The organism is Streptomyces buecherae (assembly GCF_014295035.1).
In the GTDB taxonomy this organism is placed as follows: Bacteria; Actinomycetota; Actinomycetes; order Streptomycetales; family Streptomycetaceae; genus Streptomyces; species Streptomyces youssoufiensis.
The window spans coordinates 5,160,510-5,180,680 of sequence record NZ_CP060404.1 but is presented as its reverse complement, the minus strand read 5'-3'; the positions used below and the strand labels follow the sequence as shown (position 1 = coordinate 5,180,680).

The window sequence follows — 20,171 nt, the reverse complement described above, 5'->3', positions numbered from 1 at the left end:
ACCCGCGCCCGCTCCCGCTCCTGCTTCCGCTCCCGCACGACCGCGCGCGCACCCGATGACACTGGGCCCTCGCGGACGGGGGAATCCGCGAGGGCCCAGCAGAGGGGGGCCGGAGGCCCCGGAGGCCGGCAGGGGCCCCAGACGAGGGTGCCGTCAGTCCTTGAGGACGTCCTTGATCTTTTCCTTGGCGTGTCGGGCGTCGCCCTTGGCCTGGTCGGCCCGGCCATCCGCGGTGAGGCGCTCGTTGCCCACGGCGCGCCCGGCGGCTTCCTTGACCTTGCCCTTGGCCTGGTCGGTCTTGGCCTCGGTCTTCTTGTCGGCAGCCATGTCACTCACACCTTGATCTACTGGACATCAGGTACATCAAGCGTCTGACCGCTGTGATCCTGTTCAAACACGGCCGACGGTGACGGCAACCGGACGCGGCGCGAACAGTGACCGGGCGCGGACCACCTCCCCGGCCCGGCGACCGGGCGTCCGCTCGTCGCCAGCTCGATCCGCCGTGGCAGACCCGAGCCGTTGTCTCGCCCGTCGCAGGTGACTGTCCTACGACCACAGCCCTAGGCCAAGCCCGAGCCCAGTCCGGCCCCAGGCCCGATGCCGCCACCCGAGGTTCCGGGCCCACTATGGAGATCACAACCGATCAACCGGTCAGCCCGGAATCGCCCCCGGCCCCCGGCCCCCCGGCCGCACCAACGCCCACCACACCGGCCACACCGCTACCGCAAGAGGAGCCACCCATGTCCTACCTGGAACCCCTCGCCTACCCCGAGCCCCGCTACCACGGCGCCGAAGGCGAGGTGAACGCGGTCTTCCGGCCGGCGGACGCCCCGCCGGACCTCTCCTCGCCCGGCGGCACCACCCACTACCTGGCCACCAACGAGTCCACGGGTGGCGAGTTCGGCCTGTACAAGGTGGAGTTGGCGGCGCGTTCCGCGGGTGCCAAGCCGCACTTCCACCGGGCGATGTCGGAATCCTTCTACGTACTCTCCGGCGAACTGGAGCTGTACAACGGCGAGAAGTGGGTCACGGGCCGCGCCGGCGACTTCCTGTACGTGCCGGTCGGCGGCCTGCACGGGTTCAAGAACGCGACCGACGAGCCCATGACCATGCTCATGCTCTTCTCGCCGGGCGCGCCGCGCGAGGAGTACTTCGAGCGGGTGGCGGAGATGTCCCAGCGCGGCGGCGATGAGCTGAAGCGGTTCCGCCACCGGCACGACAGCTACTTCGTGGAGGACTTCGAGCCGGGTGCGGGTGGCGGCGGCGCGGCGTAGCCGTGGGTACGGCCCTCCGGGGCGGCCGGCGAGTCCGGCGCCACCCGGCCAGGCGGGGCGGCCGGGGCGGTACCCACCACAACCGTGACGTCCAACTCCTCCGAGGTCGTCAGCCGCGCCGTCAGCCCGCCCCGTACGAAGGCCAGCGCGGCCTGCGCGGCCTGCCGCTCGCTCGTCTCGACCAGGACACAGCCGCCGGGCGCCAGCCACTCGCGCGCGCCGGCGGCCACCCGGCGCAGCACGTCGAGCCCGTCCGTGCCGCCGTCGAGTGCCACCAGCGGCTCGTGGTCGCGGGCCTCGGACGGCAGCAGCCCGACCGCGTCGGACGGGACGTACGGCACGTTCGCCGCCAACACGTCGACCCGCCCGCGCAGCGCGGCGGGTAGCGCCGCGAACAGGTCGCCCTCGTACACGCGCCCGCCGATGTCGGCGACGTTGCGCCGGGCGCAGCGCACGGCGGCCGGGTCCACGTCGGCGGCGTACAGGGCGGTACGCGGCCCGAGCGCGGCCACCAGGGCGGCGCCCACCGCGCCAGAGCCGCAACACAGGTCCACCACGACGGCCCCGGCCCGCCCCTCCCGCGCCGCCGACCGCCGGCCAGTCGCGTGCGCGACGGCCTGGCTGACCAGGAACTCCGTACGCCGCCGGGGTACGAACACCCCCGGGTCAAGGGAGATCCGCAACCCCCGGAACTCGGCCCAGCCCACCACCTGCTCCAGCGGCAACCCGGCCACCCGGCGCCGCGCCATCGACTCGACCTCCTCCGGCGTGCGGGCGGTACGCAGGATCAGCCGCGCCTCGTCCTCGGCGAACACGCAGCCCGCCGCCCGCAGGCGGTCGACCACGCCGGGCGGGACGGGAGGCGGGGCGGGCAGCGCGTACGGAGACAGGTCCGGGCACGGGTGCGGGCACGGGCCCGGGTGCGTCGGGGACTGCGCTACGTGGGGGGAAATGCGGGGTACGTCGTAAACGTGTGACACGGGAACCTTTCGAGGCGCCTGCGGGGCCCCTGGGTTCACCTAGGCGATGAACCGCACCCATGCGAGGGGGAGCGCCCGACCTGACACTGCGGTAATGGGGCTCACCTCCTCGTTCGCTCGTCCGTCCACGGCTGGAGCGCGCCACTGTACCCGACCGGCGCGCGGACGCCAGTCGCACGCCCCCACGCGCCCGGGCCGGTGACCCGGGCGGGCCGGCAGCGGTGGCCCGGGACCTCGGCCAGGCCATTCAGGGCCGCCGCCGCAATGCCCCGCGCTCTCCTTGTCGGGTATCAGATTCTCTGAGAAAATGAGGTCATGAAGACAATGACCGCTACCGAAGCATCACGAAACTTCGCCTCCGTGCTTGATCGCGCAGAACGCGGTGAAACCATCGTGATCACGCGTGGAGGTAAACGTCTGGCCATACTCAGCCCGGCCCCGGGGGCCACGGGACGTGTCGTGAAAGACGCCCTCCTGCGGCATGTTGGCTCACTCGACGACGCTTTCGCGGATGACGTGAATGCCACCCGCGAGCTACTGACCCTGGATGATCCGTGGAGCGACTGATCCTGGACACCGGCGTACTGATCGCGATCGAGCGTCGGAAAGTCGCTCTCGATGATGCGCTGGCCGATGGGGACGACCCCGCCATCGCCGCTGTCACGGCCGCAGAACTACTCCTGGGCGTTGAGCTGGCGGACAACACCAACCGGCTCGCCCGCCAATCCTTCGTCGACACTGTTCTCGCAACAGTCCCGGTGGAGGAGTACACCGTGGATGTGGCCCGTGCTCACGCGCGACTACTCGCCCACGTGCGGAAGACTGGCCAACCCAGAGGCGCCCATGACTTGATCATTGCGGCCACTGCCCTGACCTCCGCGCGCACGGTAGTCACCTATGACAAGCGCGCGCGCTTCGATGATCTCCCCGGCGTTCGTGTGCGTTGGTTGTGAGGATTCGGGACAGTGGGCAGCTACCGCACCGCGCCACCCAGGCTCGTCTCAACGTCGGCACGTCGCCCCGCCGCGGCCTGCACACAGCACCGTGACGAGCACAGCGAGTTCCGCGCGGCAGGCGGCGCCCTCACCTTCGCCCCGTGGAACGCACCCTCGAAGCGTTCGGCCGGGCGGGAGGGGAGGCGAGGCGGGCACCGCGTACGGGTACGAGCCCGGGCCAGGGCACGGGCCCGGGGGCGGGGCTTCATGGGAGCGGTCCCCTGCGCCGCACTCACCCTCGGTGGTGGCGCCTGACTCGCGGGGCTGCTGTGGCGGTGCTGAGGCGCGATGCGGATGCTGCGGAGTGCGGCGGTCTGAGGATGTCGAGAACGTGCCACCGGCTCCGTCCCGGGGACATCAGCGGCCACCACCGGCCGCACGAGGAAGAGGGAGAAACCAGCATGGCGATTCAGCGGATGGACAACGTCGGCATCGTCGTCGAGGACATGGATGCCGCCATCGCGTTCTTCGTGGAACTCGGTATGGAGCTGGAGGGCAGGGCGGAGGTCGAGGGCCCCTTCGCCGACCAGTGCACCGGGCTCGACGGCGTCCACTGTGACATCGCGATGGTCCGGACCCCGGACGGTCACAGCCGGCTCGAACTGGCGAAGTACCGCAGCCCCGCGGTGATCAGCGCAGGATCGCGCAACCAGCCGCACAACGTTCTGGGCACGCACCGCGTCATGTTCGCCGTCGACGACCTTGAGGACACCGTTGCCCGCCTGCGCCCTCACGGCGCCGAACTCGTCGGCGAGATCGCCCGGTTCGAAGACAGCTATCTGCTCTGCTACCTCCGCGGCCCGGCGGGCATCATCGTCGGACTGGCCGAGCAACTGGGCTGAGCAGGAGGAACCGAACCATGCGGCCGAACGAGATCACCGAGGTTCTGCACCGCCCGATCAGCCAGGAGCCGCTGTCCGTGACGTGACCCGCCTGCCCCACGTCACCAAGGACGGAACCCCGCGCAACCGCCCCCCACCCTCGTACGTCCCGCGCCCTCGCACGTCCTGCGCTCACGGGCCACCACCCGTGACGAGCGGGCGCGCCGCGACGGCCTCGCCGACGTCGGCGTAAGTCGGTTGTGGCGGCCCAGCGCGCGGGAGGTCACGACGCCCCGGCCGCCCCCGACGTGCCCTCGTCCGGCCGCTGGTCCACGGCGAGCAGGCGCGGCTGGAGCGGCGGCCGAAGGCCCAGCGCGGTCGCGACCCGCCCCGCCGCCGTACGCACCGGTTCGCCCGGCCGCACGATGACGCCCGGCGGCCCGGCCGCACCGGCGCGGGCGACCTGGAGGACCCGGGGCCACGACCGGGAGACGTCCAGCGGCGCGGCCGGGTCGGCCGGATGCCATACGAGGAGTTCGACCCGCACCTCACACGCCGTCACGAACCGCCACCCGCGAGCAGGGCCATCGCGGCGCACTCCGTTGGCTCCCGGTCGTCGAAGGTGCACATGCCGGCCGCGCTCGCCCCGTCCGACCAGAACCACGCCTCGTCGGTGGTGTACTCGACCCGCCGCGCGTTGGGGCACAGCACGTCCTTGCCGAGCGCGTCGGGGTCGAACAGCGAGAGTTCGTAGGCGTGTTGGAAGTCGACGTCGGTCGTCGGCTCCCACGCGTCGCCGTCCCGGAGGAAGAACCGCAGGGCAAGCCCCTTGACGATGACCCGGTGCGCGCCCACCAGCGCGAGGTGCCGCGTCACGCGGCCCCACCTCCGGTGGCCGCGTCCCGGTGGCGCGGGCAGCGGCAGGCGCCCCACGCGGCGGCGCGGTGCTGGTACTCCAGCTCGCCCCGGGTGACGATCTCCGGGTCGACGCGAACGTCCCAACTGGCAACAGGGCAAGGCTTTTCGCCGGGCCGCATGCGGTACACCCGCAGACTCATCGTGCGCATGATTTTTCCTTCCACCGCCCACTCCGCGGCTACAACGGGATTACTCTCCGTACCCTGCCGATCGTTGCCCGTGAGGGCCCCGGCGCACTACCGGCACAGCCGTGACAGGGGCGCCCCTGTCCCATACGGAGAGTGATGGAGCGTGAAGCACAGGCCACAGGTGGGACGCACGACATCGGCCGAACTTTTCGGCGAGCTCGTGCGTCAACTACGCATCAGAGCGGGGCTGACCCAGGACCAACTGGCGACAGCCTTACCGGTTGACCGCTCACTCATCGGACACATCGAGGCGGGCAAGCGCCGGCCGGACCCGGAACACGTGAAGGTCTTCGACAAGCTGCTCGACGCGGGTGGGTTGCTGGTGGAGATGTGCGGCAAGGTGGACTGGTACTCCACCCATCCCGCGCATCCGGACTGGTTCAAGAAACGTGCGGAGATGGACGCGAAAGCAGTTGGGCTCCGCATCTGGCACACACAGTTGGTGCCTGGTCTCTTGCAAACGCCGGACTACGCACGAGCACTGTTCACTCGGAAAGGGTTAAGTCCTGACCAGGCGGAAGCTCGCGTGCAGGCGCGACTGAGTCGGCAAGAGCGCTTCCTTGATGCCGACGGGCCTCCCCTGCGCTTGGTGCTCGAAGAGAGCGTGCTCTACAACGTCGTGGGCGGGGCGGACGTCATGCGTGATCAGTGCGCCCACCTGCTGAACGTCCAGCGCACGGCGAACATGGTGATCCAAGTACTGCTCGCCGCGCGGAAAGAGACCCCGCGCCCCACCACCTCGCTGTCCTTGATCGTCCTGCCGCAAGGCCGCGAGGTGCTGTACTCCGAATCAGTCAACAGCGGGCACTTCGTCAATGACCCAAGCGTCGTCCGCGACGCAGGACGGACATACGATTTACTGCGCACGGAATCGCTGTCAGCCAGCGAGACTGCCGCCCTGATCAGAGACGTTATGGAGAGGTACAACCAACGTGATGACCCCCGAACTCAGCATGGCGACATGGCGCAAGAGCAGCTACAGCGGCGACAACGGCGGCGACTGCATCGAGGTAGCCCCCGGATTCCCCGGCGTCGTCCCCGTCCGTGACAGCAAGGACCCACACGGCCCGATCCTGTCTTTCAACGCCCCCGCGTGGGAAGCATTCATCGACGGCGTAAAGACAGGCGACTTCAACGCCTAACTCCGAGCCCGGCCAGCGAAGGAGGACCCACACATGGTCACCAACCCCTCGCACCACGGCACCTGGCACAAGAGCAGCTACAGCGCCGGCAACGGCGGCGAATGCGTCGAAGTCGCCACCGGACTCCCCGGCGTCGTCCCCGTACGCGACTCCAAGGACCCCGCCGGACCCGCCCTCGCCTTCGACACTGCGGCGTGGGCGGCGTTCGTCGCCGGCATCAAGGCGGGCGACTTCCCCGCCTGACAACCCGAGACAGCCAGCGAAGGGAACCCGCAAGTGGCCAATTCGCGCCCGCACCAGAGCACCTGGCGCAAGTCCTCGTACTCCAACAACGGTGGCAACTGCATCGAATGGGCCCCCGGCCACGCAGCCGCTACCGGCGTCGTCCCCGTCCGTGACAGCAAGGACCCATACGGCCCCGCCCTCGCCTTCGACGCCCCAGCGTGGAACGCGTTCCTCGCCGGCATCAAGGCGGGCGACTTCCCCGCCTGACCCGCACGCGCGCAGCGCCCCCCGCACGCTCCCCGTTGCCGTCAAAGCGCCCCGGCCGCATCGCGTACGAGGGGGCGGGCTGGGCAGTGACCACCGACGGTTACTGGTCAGCGACGGAGGACGTACATGGCAGTGCTTGGTTGGGGCGCGTTACGGCGGAGTGAGGCCAACTCGTCCGTACCGGATACACAGTTGTCGCCACGGCTGCCGTATCCGGACGGATGGTTCGCCCTGGCGACCAGTGGCGAGGTGCCGCCGGGGGGTGTCGTGACGCGGCGGCTGGCCGGGGCGGACGTGGTGCTCTACCGGACGCGCTCCGGGCGGCTGCGGGCGATCGAGCCGTACTGCCCGCACCTGGGCGCGCACCTGGGGCACGGCGGGGCCGTGGAGGGGGAGGAGATCGTCTGTCCGTTCCACCGCTTCCGCTTCGACGCCGACGGTGGGTGCGTGGCGACCGGGTACGGCACGCCGCCGCCCAGGGCCCGGCTGACCGGGCTGGAGTGTCGGGAGCTGGACGGCATGATCTTCGTGTGGCGGCACTCCCTTGGCGAGCCGCCCTCGTGGGAGATCGAGACGCTGCCGCCGGCCGGCTTCGCCAAGCCGTACTGCGGGCGACACGTGCGCCTCGACCATCCGCAGGAGGTCATGGAGAACATCGTGGACTACGGGCACTTCTACCCGATCCACGGCTACCACCACGAGATCATCGAGGCGCCGACGTTCGAGGGCGAGCGCCTACAGACCACCTCCCGGCTGCGTACGGAGGGTTCCTGGCTCAAGGTGGCCTCCACCACCCCCGCCTCGAAGGTGGTCATCCAGGGGCTGGGCGTCGTACGGGTGCAGGTGGAGAGCGAGCAGTTCGGCGGGTTCCGGGCCCGGGCGTGGTTCTGCGTGACCCCCGTGGACCCGCTCCACGTGGAGATCCGCAGCTCGGTGGCGCTGCGGTGCGACAACCCGTTCGTCCACCGACTGGCGCCGCTCATCGCGCGCGCGTACGTGTGGGCGGCGTGGCGTGACACCAGCGAGGACGTCCCCATCTGGCAGAACAAGATCTACCTGGAACGCCCGCGCCTGGCCAAGGGAGACGGCCCGATCATGCCGTTCCGGCGTTGGGCCAGGCAGTTCTACACCGAGCCCCACCCGGCCGTCCCGACGCGGCCCCCACGGCCCCGCCCGGCCCAGAACTCCGGACCGGCCGCCGTCGGGGACAGCCGGTGACGGGGCCGCGAACGGGGCGGTGACCGCGCCGTGCGGCACCGCGTTCTCCCACGGCCGGTCAGGCCGGGCCGTGGGAGAACGCCACCCATCGGGCAGCGGCGGAGGTCACTCCCCCAGGCCCTGCCCGAAGCCGCCGTCCACGGGCAGCTCCACGCCCGTGGTGAACGTGGCGTCGACCGCGAGGTACAGCGCGGCGGCGGCGACCTCCTCCACCGTGCCGCCGCGCCCCATCGGCGTGGACGCGTTGCCCTGCTCGACGAACTCGGCGCGCTGCTCGTCGGTCAGTTCGGCGACGCCCATGGTGGGGGTGAGGATGAAGCCGGGGGCGAGCGCGTTGACCCGTATCCCGCGCGGCAGCAGCTCGGCGGCGAGCACCTTCGAGAAGGCGGTGACGGCCTCCTTCGCCGCCGAGTACGCGCTGAGGCCGGGGAAGATCCGGTCGTTGGAGACGGTGGTGAACACGATCGAGCCACCCTCGGCCATCAGCGGCGCCAGCGCCTGAACGGTGAAGAAGGCGCCCTTGGTGTTCACGGCGAAGACGCGGTCCCACGACTCCTCGGTGACCTCCTCCAACGTCTGGAACTCGGCGATGCCCTGGTTGACGAAGAGGTAGTCCACGCCGCCGAGGCGGTCGGCGACCTGATCGCGGAGGGCCGCGATGGCCGTGGTGTCGGTGGCGTCGGAGCGCACCGGGTGGGCCAGCGGGGTGTCGAGCGCCGCCCGCGCCTCAGCCAGGCGCTCGTCACCGCGCCCGGTGAACACCACCTCCGCGCCCCGGTCGGTCAGGGCCTGGACGATGGCCCGGCCCATGCCGATGGTGCCGCCGGTCACGACGGCCTTCCTGCCCGCCAGATCCTGAACCAGGTTCCGCGGCTTGTCAGTTGAGACCTGCTGAGCACTGCGGTTCGTTGTCATGGCGGTTAAGCTAGACCTTGACGTCAATGTCAAAGTCAACCGTGTATGCCGGGGGTCACATGTTCATCGGCGAGCTGGCGAAGCGCTCCGGCGTCAGCACCAGGAGCCTGCGCTACTACGAGCAGCAGGGGTTGCTGCGACCACGGCGGCGGGCCAGCGGCTACCGCGAGTACGACGACTCCGACGTGGCCACCGTGCGCCGGGTCCGGGTCCTGCTCGCGGCCGGGCTGAACACCGACCTGATCCGGGAGGTGCTGCCGTGCATGGCCGACGAGGGGACGATCCTGGCGCCGACCTGCGACGAGATGGCCCAGGACCTGCGGGACGAGCGCGAGCGCATGAGTCGTTCCATCGAACAGCTCCAGGCCGCCCACGCCATGCTCAGCTCGATCATCCACGCGGGCGAGGCGCTCACCGCCGGGGCCGGAGCCAGGGCAGGGGCCGGGGCCGGGGGCAAGGCGTAGGCGTACGCGTACGCGCTCCGCCGGGGGAACGCGTACGACGTGGGGCCGCACGTCGGCCCGTACGGCGCCGTGTCCACGCTCACGCGCCGCGCTGCCCGCCCCCGACGGTGGCGGCGGCCGGTGCGGGGGCCGCGACGAAGTCGAGCAGATCCTGGTTCACGCGCTCGGCGTGGGTGATGAAGAGGCCGTGTCCCGCCGCCGGGTACTCCCGGTACACGTTGTCCGGCACCAGGTGGGCCAGCCGCCGGCCGCACAGGTCGATGGGGGCGGAGGCGTCGGCGTCGCCGTGGAGGATCAGGGTGGGCACCCGGAGCGCGCTGACCTCCTCGCGCAGATCGGTGCAGAACCCCGTCCTGACCACCTCGACGGCGGCCTTGGCCGAGCAGTCCAGGCACCGGCGCACCGTCTGCTCGATCAGTTCGGTGGAGACCGTGTTGCCGAGGTGGGTGGCGAAGAACGCCTGCGCGTTCTGGGCCATCCACCGGGGCCGGTCCCGGGCCTGTGTGGCCAGCAGGGCGTCGAGGGCCTCCTGGCCGATGCCCTCCGGGTGGTCCGGCGTCTCGACCAGCAACGGCGCGGTGACGGCCATCAGCACCACCCGGCTCACCCGGTCGTAGCCGTGGCGGGTCAGGTACCGGATCACCTCTCCCCCACCCATCGAGTGCGCCACCAGGGTCACCTCGCGCAGGTCGAGGTGGTCGAGCAGCGCGGCGAGGTCGTCGGCGAGGGTGTCGTAGTCGAAGCCGTGGCCGACCCAGTCCGAGCGGCCGTGCCCCCTCTTGTCGAAGGCGACGCAGCGCAGCCCCCGCTCGGAGAGCGGCAGCATCTGGAGCTCCCACGCGCTGCTGCTGAGCCAGGCCCCCGACACGAACACCACCGGCTTGCCCCGGCCCCAGTCGGTGTAGAACAGGCTTGTTCCGTCGGAACCCTCGAAGTACGGCATCAGCGAATCCCCTTCCGGGACGCGGCGGCGTGGTGATGGGGCAACTCTCGCCCGACACCGATCACCCCGTCGATTACCGCTGAGGTAGTAGCGCTGAGGGGGTAACGCCGAGGTGGTACCGCCCGCGCGCCCCTCCGACCTTCGGCCGTGCGCTCCACCAGGCCCGCGATGGAGTCGAATGCCGCTTCGCACGTCTCCCGCAGTTTCGGGCGCTCGCCACCCGCCTCGACCAACTCGCCAACCGCTACCGGACCGACACGCACCTGGCTCGCTCACCCTCTGGCCCCCGCGAACCCTCCCAGGAGCGCGAGTCGCGCGCATCCCAGCCTCGCCGGCACCGTACGCAAACCCCCGAACGCCCCTTTCCCGCCTTTTAGTGATTCGGCACCTGAATGACCGTTTCGGCGCGGCACGCCACTGTGACGCTGCTGAAGTCGCACGAGAGGGCTCGCGACGGAGCCCACCTCGGCGGCCGTCCCATCACCGCGACGCCGGATACGGCACGCACAGAAGTGCGGAGAGAAGCAGAAGGAAGCAGAAGGAAGCAGGAAAGGACAGGGGCGATATGTCGCTGCCACAGCCCAACCGGCCCACCGATCCCGACCAGCCAACCCCCACGGCCCAGGCTTCGCCCTCACCCTCCACGCCTCTGCCTTCGCCCGCACCCGCGCCCCATGAGCGGATGACGGGAAAGCCGGGCGGAGAGGGGCAACAAGCGGGCCCCGGCGAGTCGTTGACCCCACCAATGCGCTCGATCGAACGTCCCTACCCCGATGGCTGGTTCGCCGTGGCCACGAGCGCCGAAGTGCGGATCGGCAAGGTGGTCACCCGACGCCTGGCAGGGCAGGACGTGGTGCTCTACCGCACGTCGGCCGGACGACTTCGCGCCGTGCGGCCGTTCTGCCCACACCTGGGGGCACACCTCGGCCATGGCGGCACCGTGCGCGGGGAGAACCTCGTCTGCCCCTTCCACCGCTTCGAGTTCGCCCCCAACGGGGCCTGCGTACGCACGGGGTACGACACCCCGCCGCCCGCGGCGCGGTTGGGCCTGGTCGAGCACCGGGAGATCGACGGCCTGATCTTCGTGTGGCGGCACGCCCAAGGCAAGGGCCCGACCTGGGAGATCGACGTACCGCCGCCGGCGGCGTTCCCCCGAGCCCGCGCGTCGGCGCGGACCGTGGCCGCGCACCCGGACGACTTCATGGAGAACGTCGTCGACTACGGACACTTCGTACCCCTGCACAAGGTGGCCCTGGAGGTCGTCTCGCCACCGCACTTCCTCGGCGCCCGCATGATGAGCGCGTACCGGCTCGGACGCGCCGACGACCAGTCACGATCCGCTCCCCTGTGGGCACCCGCGATGGAGACGACCGCCTACGGCCTGGGCGTCCTGTACGGCGAGGCCACCAGCCCCCGCATCGGTCTGCACGTGCGCAACTGGACCTGCGTGACCCCGGTGAGCCCCGGTCAGGCCGTGTTGCGCTCGACGGTCACCGTACGGTTCACCTGGCGCAGGTACCGCTGGCTGGCCCGTGCGCTGGCCGCCCTGATCTCGGTGCCGTTCGCGCGAGCCACCGTCAGCCAAAGCGCCCGCGACGTCGCCATCTGGCGACACCGCGCGCACGTGGAACACCCTCGGCTCGCTCGTGGCGACGGGCCGATCATGAGATACCGGCGCTGGGCGGCACAGTTCACGTCCGTGCCCTCCGTACCGACGGCCGACGCCCAACCGACCACCCGCATCGCCTGACACCCCGCCCTCACCGCCTGGCGCCCGCATCGCACGGGCCTGACACGTCCATCCACGCCGCGACCACCAAGATCCCGCGTCAGACACACCCTAGGCCGGCGACGGGAGCGCCCGGCACAGCGCGTCAAGCGCGCCCGCGAACGTGTGGTCCGGTGGCGTGCCGTACCCCACCACCAGGCCGTCCTGGGGTGGCATCGGCGCGTCGGGATGGCGGTAGGGGCTCAGGCCGTCCACGGCCAGGCCCTGCCACGCCGCGGCCTGCACGATGGTGCGCTCCGTGCCCGGCGGCAGCTCAAGGACCGCGTGCAGGCCGGCCGCGATGCCGGTGACGGCGATGTGGGGGGCGCGCTCGGCGAGCAGCGCGACCAGTTGGTCGCGCCGGCGCCGGTAGCGCTGCCGCATCCGCCGTACGTGCCGGTCGTACGCCCCCGACGCGATGAGGTCGGCGAGGACGAGTTGGTCGGGCACGCTCACCCACAGCTCGCGCTCGCCCTTGACCGCGAGCACCGCGTCCACCAGCGCGTCCGGCAGCACCAGCCAGCCGAGCCGGACCGCCGGGGACAGGCTCTTGCTGACCGACCCGACGTACACCACGTGGTCCGGGTCGAGCCCCTGCACGGACCCGACGGGCTGCCGGTCGTAGCGGAACTCGCCGTCGTAGTCGTCCTCGATGACCAACCCGTCGGTGGCGCGCGCCCAGTCGATGACGGCCGCCCGGCGCTCGGGGTGCAGCGGGCCGCCGGTCGGGTACTGGTGCGCGGGCGTCAGCAGCACCGCGCGGGCGTCCACGTCCGTCAACTCGGCGACCCGCGCGCCGTGTTCGTCCACCGGCAGCGGCAGGGCGTGGATGCCGGCGCGGCCGAGGATCGTACGGTGGAAGCCGAGGCCGTACGACTCCACGGCCACCGTCAACCCGCCGTCGCGCCCGCGCGCGCCGCCCGTCAGCACGTCCGGCACCGCGTCCGCGACCCGCCCCCACGCCGCGGCCCGGCCCGTGTCACCGAACCCGCCGTGCGGCGGGACACCGCGCGGCGGGCCCCCGTCCCGCGCGGCCTCGACCAGCACCTCGGCCAACAGCCGCAGGCCGTGCGCGAAACCCGAGCAGATCACGATGCGTTCGGGGTCGGCCCGCACGCCACGGGCGCGGGCCAGGTACTCCGTCAGCACGCGGCGCAACTCGACGCGCCCGCGCGGGTCGTTGACGCCGAACGCCGAGCTGGGCGCGTTGGTCAGCGCCCGGCGCGAGGAGGTGAGCCAGGCGGCGCGCGGGAAGGAAGAGGCGTCGGGCGCGCCGGGGTGCAGGTCGAAGGTGGGGCGGGCGGCCAGCGACGGGCGGGTCGGCGCGCGCGGGGCGGCGGGCCGTGGCGGCACGGCGCCCGGCGCGACCCGGGTGCCCGCGCCCCGGCGGGCGGTGAGCCAGCCCTCGGCGACGAGTTCGGCGTACGCCTCGGCGACGGTGTTGCGGGCGACGCCGAGGTCCACCGCGAGCGAGCGGTACGCCGGCAGCCGGGTGCCGGGCACGAGCCGCCCGGTGCGGATCGCCTCCCGCAGGGCCCGCGTCAGCGAGGCCCGTACACCTCCCGGACCGGTCAATTCCAGATGGAGGTCACTACCGAGCCCATCGGTCACTTTGCCCCACGATTCCGCCATGGCAATGAACCATATGTGCGCGCGATCGGCCTCCTAGAGTCGAGGTATGACCACTGAACACACCGCCCGGATGAACTTCACCAAGGCCGCCCCCAAGGTCTTCCAGGCCATGATCGACCTGACCGCCGCCGCCAAGGAGGGCCTTGACCACTCCCTCGTCGAGCTGGTCCAGATCCGCGCCTCGCAGATCAACCACTGCGCGTACTGCCTGCTCATGCACACCACCGACGCCCGCAAGGCCGGTGAGAGTGAGGAGCGCGTCAACCTGGTCAGCGCGTGGCACGAGGCGCCCACCTTCTTCTCCGAGAAGGAGCAGGCGGCGCTGGCCCTGACCGAGGCCGTCACGCTGCTGCCGAACGGCGTCTCCGACGAGGTGTACGCGCGGGCCGCCGAGCACTTCGACGAGGCCGAGCTGGCCAAGCTCATCGGCGTCATCTTCGCCATCAACGCGTGGAACCGGATCGCCGTGACCACGAGCAAGGTCCCCGGCACGGCCTGAGTCGGCCCGACCCAACCCGGCCCGGCCCGGCCCGACCCGGCACGGCACGGGCGCACGGGCGGCGCGGATCGGGGTTCGCTCCCCGGCGCGTGCCGCCCCGTACGGGCGCGACGGCCGGGCCCGCGCGGGGTCACCACACCGCGCGCGGGCCCGGCCTCGTCGCCGTGTACGGGCCCGGTGTCGCCCCCGCGCGCCGGCCCGGCACCGGCGTCCGCCAGGGCGCCCGAAAACCGACGCCATTCCAGGGGCATATTCAGCCTGATCCGGCCCGTATCCGGTCACCTCTGATCGCGAACGGTGCTCACCTGGTCTCATACGGTGGACTGCCCTCTAGCACGTTCGACGTAACGGATTAGGCTTCGCCCGTGGCTGAGATCCAGATTCCTGCTGACATCAAGCCCGCCGACGGACGCTTCGGCTCGGGCCCCTCCAAGGTGCGCACGGAGGCGCTCAGCGCCCTGGCCGCCACCGGCACCTCGCTGCTGGGCACCTCACACCGGCAGCCGCCGGTCAAGGACCTGGTGGGCCGGGTCCGCGCTGGCGTGCGCGAACTCTTCTCGCTGCCCGACGGGTACGAGGTCATCCTGGGCAACGGCGGCACCACCGCCTTCTGGGACATCGCGACCCACGGCCTGATCGAGCGCACCTCGCAGCACCTGACCTTCGGCGAGTTCTCGTCGAAGTTCGCCAAGGCCGCCAAGCTCGCCCCGTGGCTGGGCGAGCCCACCGTGATCAACTCGGACCCCGGCACCCACCCGGAGCCGGTCGCCGAGGAGGGCGTGGACGTCTACGCCCTCACCCACAACGAGACCTCGACCGGTGTGGCAGCGCCGCTGCGCCGGGTCGCCGGGGCCGACGACGGAGCGCTCGTCCTGGTGGACGCGACCTCCGGCGCCGGCGGCCTGCCCGTCGACATCACCGAGACCGACGTCTACTACTTCGCGCCGCAGAAGTCGTTCGCCGCGGACGGCGGCCTGTGGCTGGCGGCGTTCTCGCCCGCCGCCCTGGAGCGCGCCGCGCGCGTGCACGGCTCGGGGCGGTACGTGCCCGAGTTCTTCTCGCTGCCGACCGCGATCGACAACTCGCTCAAGAACCAGACGTACAACACCCCGGCGCTCGCCACCCTCTTCCTCCTCGCCGACCAGCTCGACTGGATCAACGGGCAGGGCGGCCTCGACTGGGCCGTGCGGCGCACCGCCGACTCCTCGTCCCGCCTGTACGACTGGGCGGAGAAGTCGTCGTACGCCTCGCCGTTCGTCGCCGAGCCGGCGCAGCGCTCCCAGGTCGTCGGCACCATCGACTTCGCCGACAGCGTCGACGCCGCCGCTGTCGCCAAGGTGCTGCGAGCCAACGGGATCGTGGACACCGAGCCCTACCGCAAGCTGGGCCGCAACCAGCTCCGGGTCGCCATGTTCCCGTCCGTGGACCCCGCGGACGTCGAGGCCCTGACCGCCTGCGTGGACCACGTCATCGAGCAGCTCTGACCCCCGGCGGGCCCACCCCGCCACCGCTGTCCACCCGTGAGCCCCGCCCGGCACCGCCGCCGCGCGGGGCTCACGCGTACCGCCCTCCGGGCGGCAGCGCGCGTCGTCGGCTGGGCGGGGGCGTGCGCGGCGCGGCGGGCGCGAGTTTCGGGGGACCAGGAGGTTCAGGGGGTTCAAGGGGTTCAAGGGGTTCTCGCCAACCCGTCAGGGCGGGGTAGGCGGGTCCAGCGCGCGGCGGGTGGCGCCACGCCGGGCGCGCCGTACGAGTGACGCGGCGCGCGTGCCGTGCCTTCATGGACCGTATGACCCACTCCCCCCGACCACCCGGCCGGCTCCCCGACCCGCCAGGCCCCGGGCTCGCGCCGTACGTCCGGCAGAAGACCGTGCTGCTCACCACGTACAAGCGGGACGGCTCGCCCGTCGGCACCCCCGTGCACATCGCCGTGGACGGCGACCACGCGTACGTCCGTACCTACAGCACGGCCTGGAAGGTGCGGCGGCTGCGCCACGACCCCCGGGTGACCCTCGCCCCCTCCACCACCCGGGGCGTCCCGACCGGCCCCGCCACCCCCGCCCACGCCCGGCTCCTCGACCCGGCCAGCCCGGAGAACGCGCGCGCGGCCCGCCTGCTGGCCCGCAAGTACCCGCTCACCCACGGCGTCCTGGTGCCGCTGCTGCACCGGGCGAAGCGGGTGCGCACGCTCCACTACGAACTGCGGCTACGGCAGCCCACGGACGGCGGCCCCGAACACACGGGCCCTGACGGGGCCCCGCACGGGGACCCGACCTGACGGCGGTCCGGCCGACCAGCACCACGCCGGCGGCGGGTTGAGTCGGGCCTGGTTGGGTTGGGCCGGGCCGGGCGGGTCACCTGCGGCCGAACAGTCGGCGGGCGGCCATGCCGAGGGCGGTGCCGACCACGAGGAGCACGCCGACGAGGTAGTAGTTGCCGGAGTCGCCGTCCCCGTCCGCGCCGCCGTCGGCGCCGCCGTCCTTCCCCCGCTCGCGGCGTACCTGCGGCGAGACCTGGTCGTCGTCGAGGTGCACCGCCGAGACCCGGCTGCGCCTGCCCTCCGTGCCGTACATCAGCGTGCCGCCGTCCAGGGTGTACGTCACCGACTCGCCCTGCCGCTGGATCGGCATCCGTGGCTCGGCGATCTTCTTCGGCTTGCCGTCGCGCCAGTCGAAGAGGGCCGACTCGAAGTAACCACGCAGCACCAGGTGCCCGCCGTCGGGCGAGAACGCGCCGTCCGTCGCCCACACGGCCACGTCGCCGACCCGCTCGAAGCGGTTCACGCCGGTGGTCGAGAGCTTCGCGGGCCCGGCGTACAGCCCGCCGCCCTCCTCGCGCTTGCTGACGATGTAGACCCGGCCCGTCTTCGGGTGCACCATCATCGCCTCGGCGTCCCGTGGCCCGTCCGCGTACTGCACCGTGTACTGCTTCGCGGTCACCGTGGTGTCCGCGAGCCGCTTCGGCTCGGGGAACGCGTAGATCCACACCTTGGGCCAGGTGCCGCCCATGTTGTCGCCGATGTCGGCCACGTAGACCTGGCCGTCGGGCCCGACCGAGATCGCCTCCACGTCACGCGGATCGCCGATGCCGCGCAGCGTCACGGTGGCGACCGTACGACCCGTCTCGCTGTCCACGGCGTACACGTACGGCCCGTCGTCGCTGTCGTTGTGCGTCCAGTACACGCCGGGGTGCGCCCGGCTCGCGGCGAGGCCGCTGGACTCGGTGATCCGCTCGTCCTCGATGGTGAACGACGACGGCCGGTCGCCGGCGCCCACGGCGTACGCGGACGCGGCGGGAGCCGACCCCAACGGGGCGGCGGGGAGCGCCACCAGGACGGCGGCGAAGGCACAGGTGACGACGCGAGCAAGCGAACCCATGGGCGTAAGCCTGCCATCCCCGCGCACGGGCCCGCGGCGCGCGTTCCGAGCCCCCGTACGGGCCGGGCGCCGCCGGCCTCGCTCGGGACGCCGGCACCCACCCTTCGGTCAACCCTGAGTGACCAAACCACCCTTACGACGGAAGGTACGACAAGCGTCCTGGGTACGCTGAAAGGGTCGGCAAGAATCCCGATCATGGGAGCACCGATCATGCCCGTCACGCCTCAGCCCGAGTGGCCCCGCCCGCCCGTGGGCGGGTACACCGCCGACGATCTGGACCGGCTTCCCAACCTGCCTCCGCACACGGAGCTGATTGACGGGAGCCTTGTCTTCGTGAGTCCGCAGACCAAGTTCCACATGCGGGTCATGCGCCTGCTGGAGCACAGCCTCGTCCTGGCCGCCCCGGACGACCTGGAGATCTGCCGGGAGATGACGGTGCGCCTCGGGCCTCGGGACTGTTTGGAGACCGACGTGCTCGCCGTGCACGCGTCAGCGGACACCGGTCTGCAACAGACCACGTACGAGCCCGCCGACGTGGTCCTGGCCATCGAGGTCGTCTCCGCCGACTCCGAGGCCAGGGACCGCGAGTCCAAGCCGCTGAAGTACGCCGCGGCCGGCATCCCGCACTTCTGGCGGGTGGAGGAGGCCCGCGGGCTGCCCGTCGTCTACGTCTTCGAGCTCGAACCCGCCCGGCGTACGTACGCGGTGACCGGCATCTACCACGAGCGACTCAAGGTCGCCGTGCCCTTCCCGGTCGAGATCGACCTGACCGCCGTCGACCCACGCCAGCGCGGCGACACGGGGGCCGCGCCGGACGCCGAGTAGACCGGGGCCGCGCGAGGGGCGGGTGGGGCGAGTGGTGCTCTTGCTTGGAGTCCGCTCCAAGGCGTTGGCTTGGGCCCCATGAAGTACACCCAGCTCGGACACACCGGTCTCAAGGTCAGCCGCCTGGTGCTCGGCACCATGAACTTCGGTCCGCAGACCGACGAGGCGGACAGCCACACGATCATGGACGCCGCGCTCGACGCGGGCATCAACTTCTTCGACACCGCCAACGCCTACGGCTGGGGCGCCAACAAGGGGCGCACGGAGGAGATCATCGGGTCCTGGTTCGCCCAGGGTGGCGAGCGGCGCGACAAGGTCGTCCTCGCCACCAAGGCGTACGCCAACATGGCCCTCGACGACGGCGAGCCCTGGCCCAACCACGACAAGCTGTCGGCCCTGAACATCCGCAGGTCGGTCGAGGCCAGCCTGCGGCGGCTGGGCACCGACTACATCGACCTGTTCCAGTTCCACCACGTCGACCGCGCGACGCCGTGGGAGGAGATCTGGCAGGCCGTCGACGTCCTCATCCAGCAGGGCAAGATCCTCTACGTCGGCTCGTCCAACCACGCGGGCTGGCACATCGCCAAGGCCAACGAGGCGGCGCGGCGGCGCGGTTCACTCGGCCTGGTTAGCGAGCAGTGCCTGTACAACCTGGCCGAGCGCACCGCCGAGATGGAGGTCATCCCGGCCGCGCGGGACTACGGGCTCGGCGTCATCCCGTGGTCGCCGCTGCACGGCGGGCTGCTCGGCGGCGCGATCCGCAAGGAGCGGGAGGGCGCCGCCGGCCGCACCGCCTCCGGCCGGGCCGCCACGACCCTCGCCGACCCGGCGGTGCGCCAGCGCGTGCAGGCGTACGAGGACCTGTTGGCCCAGCACGGCATCGAGCCCGGCGAGGTGGCCCTGGCCTGGCTGCTCACCCGGCCCGGCGTCACCGGCCCGATCGTCGGCCCGCGCACGGCGGAGCAGCTCACGTCGGCGCTGCGCGCGGTCGAGCTTGAGCTGAGCGACGAGGTGCTGACCGGCCTCGACGAGATCTTCCCGGGCCCGGGCCCGGCGCCGGAGTCCTTCGCCTGGTGATCGGCGTCGCGTGACGGGGCGGGCCCGAGCGTTCCCTCGCTCGGGCCCGCCCCGCGTCATGCCGTGACACGCCCTCCCGCACCGTGACCCCGAGTACACCGTTCGTCACCCTCACCCTGCTACCGTCCCTGACGGTAACTACGCTGCTACGTAAGAGAGTTACGGGACCCGGGGGAAGTAGGGGGAAGCATGTCGTTCCAGGAGGAATGGGGCCAGATCCGCAGCGAGGCGGCCACCCGAACGCGGCTCAACAGCGCGGGCGGCGGCGACGCCGACCGCCTGGTCGTCTACCAGGAGGACCTGGGCAGGGTCGGCCACGAGGCGTTCCTGCTGCACGGCCGACTCAAGAAGGCCGGCGACATCGCCCGCGGGGCGGCGGGCGAGGGGTCGACCGCCAAGGCGGCCGCCACCCTCACGTCGCACAACTTCACGCTGGGCGAGGCCCTGACCACGATGTCGGGAATCTGGGACGACCAGGTCAAGACGCTGCTCCAGTCGTGCGCGCACATCTCGAACCACCTCGACTTCTCGAAGAAGTCCCACACGCGCGAGGACAAGGAAATCGCCGCCACCATGTCGCACCGCGACGGCAGCGCGATGACGGCCTCGGAGATAACCCGGTACTACCGCTGAGCCGGGCGGAACG

General features: G+C 71.6%; 26 protein-coding genes. 17 read left to right on the top strand and 9 right to left on the bottom strand.

Features of this window, described 5'->3' with window-relative positions:
- Positions 1-153: 153 nt before the first annotated feature.
- Positions 154-327: a CsbD family protein gene (locus H7H31_RS20400; RefSeq protein ID WP_187059588.1), complete on the bottom strand. Its 174-nt coding sequence runs from the start codon at positions 325-327 to the stop codon at positions 154-156.
- A 413-nt stretch (positions 328-740) separates the two neighbouring features.
- On the opposite strand from H7H31_RS20400, the gene H7H31_RS20395 reads away from it, so the two are divergent.
- A complete protein-coding gene (locus H7H31_RS20395) occupies positions 741-1,274 on the top strand; it encodes a cupin domain-containing protein (protein WP_187059560.1) in 534 nt (177 codons plus the stop codon).
- On the opposite strand, the gene H7H31_RS20390 is transcribed toward H7H31_RS20395, so the two are convergent.
- Entirely contained in the window at positions 1,223-2,149 is a 927-nt protein-coding gene (locus tag H7H31_RS20390) for a putative protein N(5)-glutamine methyltransferase (protein WP_187118259.1), read from the bottom strand. The genes H7H31_RS20395 and H7H31_RS20390 overlap by 52 nt on opposite strands.
- 420 nt (positions 2,150-2,569) lie before the next feature.
- Here H7H31_RS20390 and H7H31_RS20385 point away from each other — a divergent pair, with 420 nt between their 5' ends.
- From H7H31_RS20385 to H7H31_RS20375, 3 genes are all read left to right on the top strand, one after another.
- The gene (locus H7H31_RS20385; protein WP_187062259.1) at positions 2,570-2,821 is read left to right on the top strand and encodes a type II toxin-antitoxin system Phd/YefM family antitoxin; all 252 of its coding nucleotides are present in this window, start codon (positions 2,570-2,572) and stop codon (positions 2,819-2,821) included.
- Positions 2,809-3,207 carry a PIN domain-containing protein gene (locus H7H31_RS20380; protein WP_187062258.1) on the top strand — a complete coding sequence of 133 codons (399 nt, stop codon included), beginning with the start codon at positions 2,809-2,811 and terminating at the stop codon, positions 3,205-3,207. Before H7H31_RS20385 ends, H7H31_RS20380 begins: the two co-directional genes overlap by 13 nt.
- A gap of 443 nt (positions 3,208-3,650) precedes the next feature.
- Entirely contained in the window at positions 3,651-4,091 is a 441-nt protein-coding gene (locus H7H31_RS20375) for a VOC family protein (protein WP_187062257.1), read from the top strand.
- A gap of 262 nt (positions 4,092-4,353) precedes the next feature.
- Here the strand turns inward: H7H31_RS20375 and H7H31_RS20370 are convergent, their stop codons facing one another.
- Genes H7H31_RS20370 through H7H31_RS20360 form a run of 3 tightly spaced genes read right to left on the bottom strand, consistent with a single transcriptional unit; the run spans position 4,354 to position 5,137 of the window.
- Entirely contained in the window at positions 4,354-4,632 is a 279-nt protein-coding gene (locus H7H31_RS20370) for a hypothetical protein (protein ID WP_187062256.1), read from the bottom strand.
- Complete coding sequence (locus H7H31_RS20365) at positions 4,629-4,946, bottom strand: hypothetical protein (protein WP_187062255.1); 318 nt, start codon at positions 4,944-4,946, stop codon at positions 4,629-4,631. The genes H7H31_RS20370 and H7H31_RS20365 overlap by 4 nt, the downstream gene beginning before the upstream one ends.
- On the bottom strand, positions 4,943-5,137 hold the full coding sequence (locus H7H31_RS20360; protein WP_187062254.1) for a hypothetical protein: 195 nt from the start codon (positions 5,135-5,137) through the stop codon (positions 4,943-4,945). The genes H7H31_RS20365 and H7H31_RS20360 overlap by 4 nt, the downstream gene beginning before the upstream one ends.
- A 160-nt stretch (positions 5,138-5,297) precedes the next feature.
- On the opposite strand from H7H31_RS20360, the gene H7H31_RS20355 reads away from it, so the two are divergent.
- The 5 genes from H7H31_RS20355 (at position 5,298) to H7H31_RS20340 (ending at position 8,028) form a co-directional block, all read left to right on the top strand.
- Complete coding sequence (locus tag H7H31_RS20355) at positions 5,298-6,224, top strand: helix-turn-helix domain-containing protein (RefSeq protein ID WP_232109978.1); 927 nt, start codon at positions 5,298-5,300, stop codon at positions 6,222-6,224.
- Positions 6,181-6,318, top strand: coding sequence for a DUF397 domain-containing protein (locus H7H31_RS34145; RefSeq protein ID WP_232110334.1), 138 nt, complete (start codon positions 6,181-6,183; stop codon positions 6,316-6,318). The genes H7H31_RS20355 and H7H31_RS34145 overlap by 44 nt, the downstream gene beginning before the upstream one ends.
- A gap of 33 nt (positions 6,319-6,351) precedes the next feature.
- Positions 6,352-6,561, top strand: a complete 210-nt coding sequence (locus tag H7H31_RS20350; RefSeq protein WP_187062252.1) for a DUF397 domain-containing protein — start codon at positions 6,352-6,354, stop codon at positions 6,559-6,561.
- A gap of 33 nt (positions 6,562-6,594) precedes the next feature.
- Positions 6,595-6,810: a DUF397 domain-containing protein gene (locus H7H31_RS20345; protein WP_187062251.1), complete on the top strand. Its 216-nt coding sequence runs from the start codon at positions 6,595-6,597 to the stop codon at positions 6,808-6,810.
- Positions 6,811-6,936: 126 nt separating this feature from the next.
- A complete protein-coding gene (locus H7H31_RS20340) occupies positions 6,937-8,028 on the top strand; it encodes an aromatic ring-hydroxylating oxygenase subunit alpha (protein ID WP_187062250.1) in 1,092 nt (363 codons plus the stop codon).
- A 105-nt stretch (positions 8,029-8,133) separates the two neighbouring features.
- Here H7H31_RS20340 and H7H31_RS20335 read toward each other — a convergent pair whose 3' ends face one another.
- A complete protein-coding gene (locus tag H7H31_RS20335; RefSeq protein WP_187062249.1) occupies positions 8,134-8,943 on the bottom strand; it encodes an SDR family NAD(P)-dependent oxidoreductase in 810 nt (269 codons plus the stop codon).
- A 59-nt stretch (positions 8,944-9,002) separates the two neighbouring features.
- Between H7H31_RS20335 and H7H31_RS20330 the strand changes: the two genes are divergently transcribed.
- Positions 9,003-9,407, top strand: a complete 405-nt coding sequence (locus H7H31_RS20330) for a MerR family transcriptional regulator (protein WP_187062261.1) — start codon at positions 9,003-9,005, stop codon at positions 9,405-9,407.
- 79 nt (positions 9,408-9,486) lie between these two features.
- On the opposite strand, the gene H7H31_RS20325 is transcribed toward H7H31_RS20330, so the two are convergent.
- Positions 9,487-10,350, bottom strand: a complete 864-nt coding sequence (locus H7H31_RS20325; RefSeq protein WP_187062248.1) for an alpha/beta fold hydrolase — start codon at positions 10,348-10,350, stop codon at positions 9,487-9,489.
- Between the two features lie 745 nt (positions 10,351-11,095).
- Between H7H31_RS20325 and H7H31_RS20315 the strand changes: the two genes are divergently transcribed.
- The gene (locus tag H7H31_RS20315) at positions 11,096-12,100 is read left to right on the top strand and encodes an aromatic ring-hydroxylating oxygenase subunit alpha (protein ID WP_187062247.1); all 1,005 of its coding nucleotides are present in this window, start codon (positions 11,096-11,098) and stop codon (positions 12,098-12,100) included.
- A 90-nt stretch (positions 12,101-12,190) separates the two neighbouring features.
- On the opposite strand, the gene H7H31_RS20310 is transcribed toward H7H31_RS20315, so the two are convergent.
- Positions 12,191-13,750 (bottom strand): aminotransferase-like domain-containing protein, encoded by a 1,560-nt coding sequence (locus H7H31_RS20310; protein WP_187062246.1) that lies wholly within the window; start codon positions 13,748-13,750, stop codon positions 12,191-12,193.
- A 46-nt stretch (positions 13,751-13,796) separates the two neighbouring features.
- Here H7H31_RS20310 and H7H31_RS20305 point away from each other — a divergent pair, with 46 nt between their 5' ends.
- From H7H31_RS20305 to H7H31_RS20295, 3 genes are all read left to right on the top strand, one after another.
- Positions 13,797-14,249 carry a carboxymuconolactone decarboxylase family protein gene (locus H7H31_RS20305; RefSeq protein ID WP_176162222.1) on the top strand — a complete coding sequence of 151 codons (453 nt, stop codon included), beginning with the start codon at positions 13,797-13,799 and terminating at the stop codon, positions 14,247-14,249.
- A gap of 365 nt (positions 14,250-14,614) precedes the next feature.
- Positions 14,615-15,733, top strand: coding sequence for a phosphoserine transaminase (gene serC, locus H7H31_RS20300; RefSeq protein WP_187062245.1), 1,119 nt, complete (start codon positions 14,615-14,617; stop codon positions 15,731-15,733).
- Between the two features lie 302 nt (positions 15,734-16,035).
- Positions 16,036-16,524: a PPOX class F420-dependent oxidoreductase gene (locus tag H7H31_RS20295; protein ID WP_187117993.1), complete on the top strand. Its 489-nt coding sequence runs from the start codon at positions 16,036-16,038 to the stop codon at positions 16,522-16,524.
- 76 nt (positions 16,525-16,600) lie between these two features.
- Here H7H31_RS20295 and H7H31_RS20290 read toward each other — a convergent pair whose 3' ends face one another.
- Entirely contained in the window at positions 16,601-17,623 is a 1,023-nt protein-coding gene (locus H7H31_RS20290) for a hypothetical protein (RefSeq protein WP_187062139.1), read from the bottom strand.
- Between the two features lie 195 nt (positions 17,624-17,818).
- Here H7H31_RS20290 and H7H31_RS20285 point away from each other — a divergent pair, with 195 nt between their 5' ends.
- The 3 genes from H7H31_RS20285 to H7H31_RS20275 all read left to right on the top strand — a co-directional run bounded on the left by H7H31_RS20285 (position 17,819) and on the right by H7H31_RS20275 (position 20,158).
- Positions 17,819-18,448: a Uma2 family endonuclease gene (locus H7H31_RS20285; protein ID WP_232109977.1), complete on the top strand. Its 630-nt coding sequence runs from the start codon at positions 17,819-17,821 to the stop codon at positions 18,446-18,448.
- A 78-nt stretch (positions 18,449-18,526) separates the two neighbouring features.
- Positions 18,527-19,525: an aldo/keto reductase gene (locus H7H31_RS20280; RefSeq protein WP_187062138.1), complete on the top strand. Its 999-nt coding sequence runs from the start codon at positions 18,527-18,529 to the stop codon at positions 19,523-19,525.
- Between the two features lie 189 nt (positions 19,526-19,714).
- Positions 19,715-20,158 carry a hypothetical protein gene (locus H7H31_RS20275; RefSeq protein WP_187062137.1) on the top strand — a complete coding sequence of 148 codons (444 nt, stop codon included), beginning with the start codon at positions 19,715-19,717 and terminating at the stop codon, positions 20,156-20,158.
- The last annotated feature ends 13 nt before the right edge of the window (positions 20,159-20,171 follow it).

Bases quoted from the DNA above. Each gene is read 5' to 3' on its own strand.
- H7H31_RS20400 (WP_187059588.1), bottom strand. From the start codon at position 327: ATGGCTGCCGACAAGAAGACCGAGGCCAAGACCGACCAGGCCAAGGGC.
- H7H31_RS20395 (WP_187059560.1), top strand. From the start codon at position 741: ATGTCCTACCTGGAACCCCTCGCCTACCCCGAGCCCCGCTACCACGGC.
- H7H31_RS20385 (WP_187062259.1), top strand. From the start codon at position 2,570: ATGAAGACAATGACCGCTACCGAAGCATCACGAAACTTCGCCTCCGTG.
- H7H31_RS20375 (WP_187062257.1), top strand. From the start codon at position 3,651: ATGGCGATTCAGCGGATGGACAACGTCGGCATCGTCGTCGAGGACATG.
- H7H31_RS20360 (WP_187062254.1), bottom strand. From the start codon at position 5,137: ATGCGCACGATGAGTCTGCGGGTGTACCGCATGCGGCCCGGCGAAAAG.
- H7H31_RS20350 (WP_187062252.1), top strand. From the start codon at position 6,352: ATGGTCACCAACCCCTCGCACCACGGCACCTGGCACAAGAGCAGCTAC.
- H7H31_RS20340 (WP_187062250.1), top strand. From the start codon at position 6,937: ATGGCAGTGCTTGGTTGGGGCGCGTTACGGCGGAGTGAGGCCAACTCG.
- H7H31_RS20335 (WP_187062249.1), bottom strand. From the start codon at position 8,943: ATGACAACGAACCGCAGTGCTCAGCAGGTCTCAACTGACAAGCCGCGG.
- H7H31_RS20330 (WP_187062261.1), top strand. From the start codon at position 9,003: ATGTTCATCGGCGAGCTGGCGAAGCGCTCCGGCGTCAGCACCAGGAGC.
- H7H31_RS20325 (WP_187062248.1), bottom strand. From the start codon at position 10,350: ATGCCGTACTTCGAGGGTTCCGACGGAACAAGCCTGTTCTACACCGAC.
- H7H31_RS20315 (WP_187062247.1), top strand. From the start codon at position 11,096: ATGCGCTCGATCGAACGTCCCTACCCCGATGGCTGGTTCGCCGTGGCC.
- H7H31_RS20310 (WP_187062246.1), bottom strand. From the start codon at position 13,750: ATGGCGGAATCGTGGGGCAAAGTGACCGATGGGCTCGGTAGTGACCTC.
- H7H31_RS20305 (WP_176162222.1), top strand. From the start codon at position 13,797: ATGACCACTGAACACACCGCCCGGATGAACTTCACCAAGGCCGCCCCC.
- H7H31_RS20295 (WP_187117993.1), top strand. From the start codon at position 16,036: ATGACCCACTCCCCCCGACCACCCGGCCGGCTCCCCGACCCGCCAGGC.
- H7H31_RS20290 (WP_187062139.1), bottom strand. From the start codon at position 17,623: ATGGGTTCGCTTGCTCGCGTCGTCACCTGTGCCTTCGCCGCCGTCCTG.
- H7H31_RS20285 (WP_232109977.1), top strand. From the start codon at position 17,819: ATGGGAGCACCGATCATGCCCGTCACGCCTCAGCCCGAGTGGCCCCGC.
- H7H31_RS20280 (WP_187062138.1), top strand. From the start codon at position 18,527: ATGAAGTACACCCAGCTCGGACACACCGGTCTCAAGGTCAGCCGCCTG.
- H7H31_RS20275 (WP_187062137.1), top strand. From the start codon at position 19,715: ATGTCGTTCCAGGAGGAATGGGGCCAGATCCGCAGCGAGGCGGCCACC.